The 6,882-nt window shown below is 55.1% G+C and carries 8 protein-coding genes and 1 pseudogene; 6 read left to right on the top strand and 3 right to left on the bottom strand.

Annotated elements, in window-relative coordinates; genetic code table 11:
* The first annotated feature begins 138 nt into the window (after positions 1-138).
* Both Q9245_RS15900 and Q9245_RS15895 read left to right on the top strand, forming a co-directional pair.
* On the top strand, positions 139-579 hold the full coding sequence (locus Q9245_RS15900; RefSeq protein WP_138773303.1) for an MASE1 domain-containing protein: 441 nt from the start codon (positions 139-141) through the stop codon (positions 577-579).
* A 65-nt stretch (positions 580-644) separates the two neighbouring features.
* Entirely contained in the window at positions 645-2,147 is a 1,503-nt protein-coding gene (locus tag Q9245_RS15895; protein WP_138773302.1) for an IS91 family transposase, read from the top strand.
* 181 nt (positions 2,148-2,328) lie between these two features.
* Here the strand turns inward: Q9245_RS15895 and Q9245_RS15890 are convergent, their stop codons facing one another.
* From Q9245_RS15890 to Q9245_RS15880, 3 genes are all read right to left on the bottom strand, one after another.
* Positions 2,329-2,640, bottom strand: a complete 312-nt coding sequence (locus tag Q9245_RS15890) for a pyruvate formate lyase family protein (RefSeq protein ID WP_138773301.1) — start codon at positions 2,638-2,640, stop codon at positions 2,329-2,331.
* 94 nt (positions 2,641-2,734) lie between these two features.
* A complete protein-coding gene (locus Q9245_RS15885) occupies positions 2,735-3,142 on the bottom strand; it encodes a DUF4345 domain-containing protein (RefSeq protein WP_052717995.1) in 408 nt (135 codons plus the stop codon).
* Positions 3,139-4,161: a sterol desaturase family protein gene (locus Q9245_RS15880; protein WP_084687550.1), complete on the bottom strand. Its 1,023-nt coding sequence runs from the start codon at positions 4,159-4,161 to the stop codon at positions 3,139-3,141. Before Q9245_RS15880 ends, Q9245_RS15885 begins: the two co-directional genes overlap by 4 nt.
* Positions 4,162-4,293: 132 nt before the next feature.
* Here Q9245_RS15880 and Q9245_RS15875 point away from each other — a divergent pair, with 132 nt between their 5' ends.
* The 4 genes and pseudogenes from Q9245_RS15875 to Q9245_RS15860 form a co-directional block, all read left to right on the top strand.
* Positions 4,294-4,620, top strand: a complete 327-nt coding sequence (locus Q9245_RS15875; RefSeq protein WP_138773300.1) for a hypothetical protein — start codon at positions 4,294-4,296, stop codon at positions 4,618-4,620.
* A complete protein-coding gene (locus Q9245_RS15870; RefSeq protein ID WP_305898072.1) occupies positions 4,614-5,684 on the top strand; it encodes an AraC family transcriptional regulator in 1,071 nt (356 codons plus the stop codon). Before Q9245_RS15875 ends, Q9245_RS15870 begins: the two co-directional genes overlap by 7 nt.
* Before the next feature lie 127 nt (positions 5,685-5,811).
* A complete protein-coding gene (gene hchA, locus Q9245_RS15865; RefSeq protein ID WP_138773299.1) occupies positions 5,812-6,693 on the top strand; it encodes a glyoxalase III HchA in 882 nt (293 codons plus the stop codon).
* 63 nt (positions 6,694-6,756) lie between these two features.
* Positions 6,757-6,882, top strand: a pseudogene (locus Q9245_RS15860) (sodium:proton antiporter); the annotation flags it as partial.

The following is a 6,882-nucleotide window of genomic DNA, read 5'->3' as shown; positions in this document are numbered from 1 at the left end:
ACCATCGGTTACGGACTGCCGGACTTCGCAGAGGAACTCAACTACGGAGTCGATCTATCAACCATCTGAGGGTGGTATCAGATTGATGGGGTGAAGGTGCCCCATCAACCATTAAATCCGTATACCCGAAAAACATTCATGGCAGGATGCCATCAACTTCCGGATTCGGCGTCCATGACTCTCGCGCGTTTTTATTCCATCCCCACACTGCTGCAAGGTGCCGCCCTCACCGGGTCGTACGTGCTCACGGGGTTGCTGAGTCTTGACCTGAGCGCCAACGACGGCCTGGCCAGCATGGTCTGGCCGCCGGCCGGCATCGCCCTGGCCGCCATGCTGCTGGGCGGCAACCGATTCCTGCCAGCCATCTGGCTGGGTGGCTTTATCGCCGTCAACGTGACCAGTGGCAGCGTACTGATGGCGCTGCTGTCCGCCTGCGGCACCACCTTCGCTGCGTGGCTGGCACGCACCGCGCTGACGCAACTGCATCCGCAAGACACCCTGTTTGATGGATTGCTACAATCGAGTGGGAGTGACTGGCACTCACAGGCAATGTCTGGCACTGGCTGGCATCACAGCTGAGACTTCAATATCTCGCAGCTGAGCGATAAACTGTATAAAAACACAGTATCGCAAGGATGCGGATCATGCCCCAAGTGGCGGCCAGGATGGCCAGCCGGGACGAGAACACTGGTCGTTACCAGCGTCACCGGCCCGAGCAAACCCTGCTCTATCGGATCGTCGAAGAATACTACCCGACGTTCGCTGCCCATTTGGCGGCGCAGGGCAGGGAACTGCCCGGTTATGTGCAACGCGAGTTTGACGACTACCTCAAATGCGGCCGTCTCGAACACGGCTTTCTGCGGGTGCGTTGTGAGTCGTGTCACGCTGAGCACCTGGTTGCGTTCAGCTGCAAACGTCGGGGCTTCTGTCCTAGTTGTGGCGCACGGCGTATGGCCGAAAGCGCCGCGCTACTGGTCGATGAGGTTCTGCCCGTACAGCCCATGCGCCAATGGGTACTCAGCTTTCCCTTTCAATTGCGCTTTCTGTTCGCCAGCCGGCCGGAGGTCATGGGCCGGGTGTTGGGCATCGTTTACCGCGTCATCGCCACGCATCTGGTCAAGAAAGCGGGCTATACCCACCAAGCGGCCAAGACCGGTGCCGTCACCCTGATCCAGCGCTTCGGCAGTGCACTGAACCTCAACATTCACTTTCACATGCTGTTCCTCGATGGCGTGTACGTTGAGCGTCCCAATGGAACAGCCCGGTTCCTCTGGGTCAGGGCGCCGACCAGCGCCGAACTCACCCAACTGGCGCACACCATCGCCCATCGGGTCGGCCGCTATTTGGAGCGGCAAGGCCTACTGGAGCGGGATGCTGAAAACAGTTACCTGGCCTTGGATGCGGTGGATGAAGATGCGATGACTCCACTGCTGGGGCATTCCATCACGTATCGCATCGCCGTGGGGCCACAGGCAGGGCGCAAGGTGTTCACCCTGCAGACACTGCCCGCCTGCGACCCGGAAGATCAGTTTGGTGACATGCCCGGTAAGGTTGCCGGTTTCTCGCTACATGCCGGCGTAGCGGCCAAGGCCCATGAGCGCAGCAAACTCGAACGGCTGTGCCACTACATCAGCCGCCCGGCGGTGTCTGAGAAACGGCTGTCGCTCACGAAGAATGGCAACGTGCGCTACCAGCTCAAGACGCCGTACCGGGACGGCACCACGCATGTGATCTTTGAGCCGCTGGACTTCATCGCAAGACTGTCGGCGTTGGTGCCGAAGCCACGTGTGAACCTTACCCGGTTTCATGGGGTGTTTGCGCCCAACAGCAAGCACCGCGCCCTGGTTACACCTGCCATGAGGGGCAAGGGGAGCAAAAAGGTCAAGGTATCGGATGAGCCGCCAACACCCGCTGGGCGGCGAGCGTCGATGAAATGGGCACAGCGGCTCAAGCGTGTATTCCAAATCGACATCGAGACTTGCAGCGAATGCGGCGGTGCCATGAAGGTGATTGCCTGTATTGAAGATCCGGTAGTGATCAAGCAGATCCTCGACCATCTGAAGCAAAAAGCCGAAACCAACGAGTCCAGCCCGTTGCCCGAGAGCCGGGCACCACCGGCTGGCCTGTCGCCGGGTCTGTTTACCTGACCCGTCCCAAACGATTCCGATCACGATGCTGCGGTAATTCAGCCGCGGCAGGGATGCGTTATGCCGGCGGCTTGGGTTGGCCCCGGCTGTCGGGAAAAACGGGTGAATTTTCGGCGGGATCGATGGCTACACGGGCCGGATTCAGAATCACCCACTGGCAAAGCAGGCCGTCATTCGCGGTCTACAGTGGCTGGACTTGGAGAAAAACGGCGTTTATTCTTCCTATACTCGCCGAAAGCCCTGCCTTTTCTGGATAGATAATTCCTCCCACTCTATGGGAGGTGTAATTTCCGACTACCAGTTCATCGGGATATATTTCTATACTTTTATTTTGCAGTACATAACACATGGCTTCAGCGGCCTGTATTTCTACCGGCTTATTTCGATTCAATTTATTCTTGTAGTATTCCGTCCAAAGAATGGCTCTTTCCGGACAAATCGCTCGAATGGCATTATTAACTGAGTTTTTTAGGATTTCAATGCGATCGCTCATATTACCTTCTCCGCCCGCTTAGCGGGCTGTGAAACTAAGATTAAATGACTATGAATTGACTATGACTATTAATATGAAGATAGGCCTACGAAGCTTAATCGCTGAGTGGCTCATGACTTATATTTCGGCTGAACCAAAGTAACCCTGCGGCCCCCGCTGTGGAGACAATCTCCAGAGCCAGTAAAAAATCTGCAGTGGCATTAGGCATACCATCAAGCAACAAACTTATTAATCGGCCAACAACCAGGCCGAAAGTGATTGAGAAAATCATCCAAAGTGCGGGTCGGCGCGCTGACGCGGCAATAGCACCCGTCAGCATGATTAAGGCAAAAGCTAGGTGCATTCCCCCATAGTTGGCTCGAATTTCATTCGTTGCGCTGATCGAAGTCGGCTGCAGTTCGATGGCAGTCATGGCTGCGACTGGGTCGTACAAGGTATTTAAACCGATCAGTAGAAACGCAATGGCTGACATACTCAAAAAAAGTCGACTTAAAAAGATCATTTTACTTCCACCATCTTAGAGTCTGTTTTGGCCGTCTCGACTTCTTCAGCGGCCGTATTTCCTGTCTGTTTTCCGTCCATCTGTACGGTTGTCCAGGTATGAATAGGTGTATGACCTGAACGCTCCCACTCCGGTGGCTTCCAAAGATGCTTTAGCCGCTCGGAAAGCTTGCCGGGTGCCATCACGTCTCGAATCATATCGACAAGTTCATGCAGGTTCATTACAAACCAGTTATAGCTTTTGATCTGTTTTACGATGCCGTATTCGGCCTTTTCTTTTTCTGCCTCATAGGTTGAAAAAATATGGTCGTAGATCATGATGACTCCGCCGAAGTTTTTATCAATATATTGTGGGTTACGTCCGTGGTGCACGCGGTGGTTAGACGGCGTATTTAGTGACCATTCCAACCACGGGTGCAACTTTGTAATGCTTTCGGTATGCACAAACCACTGGAATGCGAGGTTCAATCCTAATAAACCAAGAATTAGGTCGGGGCTAAAACCGATGAAAACAGCCGGTGCGAAGAATATCCAAGTGCCCACAATGCCATTAAGAATGCTTTGTCGCGCCGCCGTAGACATATTCATGATTTCGCCGCTGTGATGGGATACGTGTTGCGACCAAAACCAGCGCACTCTATGTGCTGTACGGTGATACCAGTAGTAACAAAATTCTTGAACAAAAAATGCCAGAATTATTGTGAGGGCATTCACAGGGATGGTATAGAGACGATGATCCCAGACGAAAATATAAACAGCTGCGACATAAACTATGTTCATAACCGCACCGAAGACGTAGTAACCACCGCCTAACGAAAAGTTGGCAAAAACCTCGGGAATATAAAATGCCTGCCCTTTTGTGGCTGCCCAGTTTCCGCTTTTAATTCTTCGATAGAGCCACTCAACAAGAAAGCCCAAAACAAAAATAGGGACCATTGGAATCAGGATCATCTCATTGAGCGTAGGTTCACGCCCGAACAGATCGGTCAGGGTTTCGGTGATAAAACTAAACAACTGCATATGAACTCACTCCTTTTGCGCCGTTATTATTAATATTCAGCGATTTAAAAACTGCAGTAATTATGACTCTGTCTCTTGATTGCGTCTTGACCGGAACGTATAGTATTTGACATTTTCAGTCAGGCATAACGAATGACCGCTGCGATTCAAGTTTCTTCCCAGATATTAAATATTCTGCTGCGTTATATTGACGAAGAAGGCATTGCTAACGCTGATTTTCGCTCTCGCATCGAAGCAGCAAAGTCTGTTGATCGCATCAGTATCGAGCATTGGTGGGGCTTACTGGAAGAGCTCGCGACACTTCACCCGATACCTGCGCTGGGTATCCAGATTGGTATGCGAGGCGAAATCCAAGATGCCGGTATTTTGGGATATCTGGCGGCTTCTTGTGATGGGTTCATGTCATGTCTCCCTGAAGTTATGGGACAAGCGGTGTCAGCTCTGATGAAGCCATGGTAGAAAAGAGTGGGCTTATCGGATTGACGGATCATGCCAATCTGTTATCCAATCATGCCATGACGATGAATTACCCCGACCCCACCGCCATCCGCGTCAACGGCTCCTATGTGCGCGTGCTGCTGGACTGGCTGGACCAGTACCAGTTGAGCGCACCTACCCTGCGGGCTGCGGTGTCGCGTCTGGCGCCCGGTGAGCAGGTGCCCCTGATCCAGTGGCTGGACCTGCTGCGGCGGGCGTATGCCGTGCACCCCGGCGACGGACGTGGCCTGGAGATCGGTGCCTGCATCAGCCCGGATCATGTGGGGGTGTTGGGCTATCTGGTGCAGGCCAGCGATAACCTGGGGCAGGCCTTGTATGCCTACCAGCGCTTCGAGTCACTGTTCTATGGCATCCGCATGGCGGAAGTGGTGATCCGCGGGGATGAGGCGGAGATCGGATGGCCTGTGTACGGTGGTCTGAGTCTCGGGCTGCTGGTAGATGAAACCGCTATCTCGGCCCTGATCAGCTTCCTGCGCAAGATCGTCCCGGATGCCCCTAACCCGGCAGAAGTGGCTTTCTCCTCGCCGGCGCCGGACAATCCGGCAGTGTACGAGGCCTTCTTCGGCGGCCCGGTACGCTTCAATGCCCCCTATGTGGCAGTGCGCTTCCCGGCGGATTACCTCAGCATCCCCCTGCCCACCGCCAATCCGGCCCTGCGCCAGATTCTTGATCGCCAGTCTGTGGCCTTGTCCAACGCCTTGCCGGGCAATGATCCCTTTGCCTTTCAGGTGCAGCAGGTGTTTCTGCGCCTGTTGCCTGATGCGCGGGTATCCCTGAAAGACGTGGCCAACGAAATGGCCATCTCCGTTCGTACCCTGCAACGCCGTCTCACACAAAGCGGCCAGACCTTTCAGGGCCTGCTGGATCGCACCCGCCAGGAACTGGCACAAAGCTATCTGCACGACCCGTCGCTATCGCTTTTCGAAATCACCATGCTGCTGGGCTTTGCCGAGCAGAGCTCGTTTAACCGGGCATTTAAACAGTGGGTGGGGGTGTCGCCGGGGGCGTGGCGGGAAGGGCAATAACGCAGCCTGCCACCCTATAGGTTTATCTCCACTCCCGGATTCGTAGGGCGGAAATTTCCGAAAGGGAATCTCCGCCATAGCTGGTAAAGGGCAAAGGATAAAGGGAGCCCGGTGATCAGGAGAATTTATGGCTAGTGGCATCAAGGCAATGTTTGGCATGGCCCCCAAGGATGATGGGCGGGGTGGCTTCACGCCCTCTTCCGTGGCGTTGAAACTGGCCACCAAAAGCAAGACTGATTACGACCACGCCGAGTATCCGGATGCCCTTCAGGGCAGCACGGCCAAGGTGCTGATGGTCTGTACCGAAGAACGCTACATGACCATGGCAAACGGCGTGAAGTTTTCCACCGGCAATCACCCGGTAGAAATGATGGTGCCGCTACTGCACCTGGAAAAAGCCGGCTTCCAGATCGAGGTCTGCACGCCTACCGGCGCACCGGTAAAAATAGAAAGGTGGGCGGTGCCAGAGAAAGACGACGCGGTCACGGATGCCCTGCAACGCTACCAGCCTCAATTCGAACAGCCTCAATCCCTAAAGGCCCTGGTCGCCGCAGGCCTGGAAGATCACGCCGACTACCTGGCGGTGTTTATCCCCGGTGGTCACGGCGCCATGTTGGGCCTGCCGGAGAGTGAAGACCTGCAAACCCTGATCCGCTGGGTCAACGCCAACGACAAACACATGCTCACCATCTGCCACGGCCCTGCGGCCTTGCTGGCAGAAAACCGTGGCGGCGATCCCAAGGATTTCGCCTATCACGGTTACAAAATGGCGGTGTTCCCGGACAGCCTCGACAAGCTCACCCCCAAGTTCGGCTACCTGCCCGGCCCCATGCCCTGGTACTTCGGCGATCGGCTCCGTGAGCAGGGCGTGGAAATCATCAACAAGAAAGCCAATGGTAGCTGCTGCGAAGACCGTAAGCTGATCACCGGCGACAGCCCGGATGCGGCCAATGAGTTTGGCAAGCTGGCGGCCAGGGCGTTGCTGGCGGAGGTGAACGGGGCGGGGTAGGCATTAAGGCGGAAATCGACCCGATTCCCGCCCGGTTTTATGCTCTTGCTTCGGGAATCAGATGAGCCTGAATCGCTGGTGATGATGGCTATCGCATTCGTCGCATTGATTGCCAATACCAGTTGTCTGCTGCTCATATCCAAACATCGGGAAGGCGGGGCGCACATGAAGGCAAGCTGGATATTCTCG

This window comes from Marinobacter sp. MDS2 (genome assembly GCF_030718085.1).
Classification (GTDB): domain Bacteria; phylum Pseudomonadota; class Gammaproteobacteria; order Pseudomonadales; family Oleiphilaceae; genus Marinobacter.
Note: the sequence above shows the minus strand (reverse complement) of the source record. Positions and strands in the feature narration are given on the sequence as shown.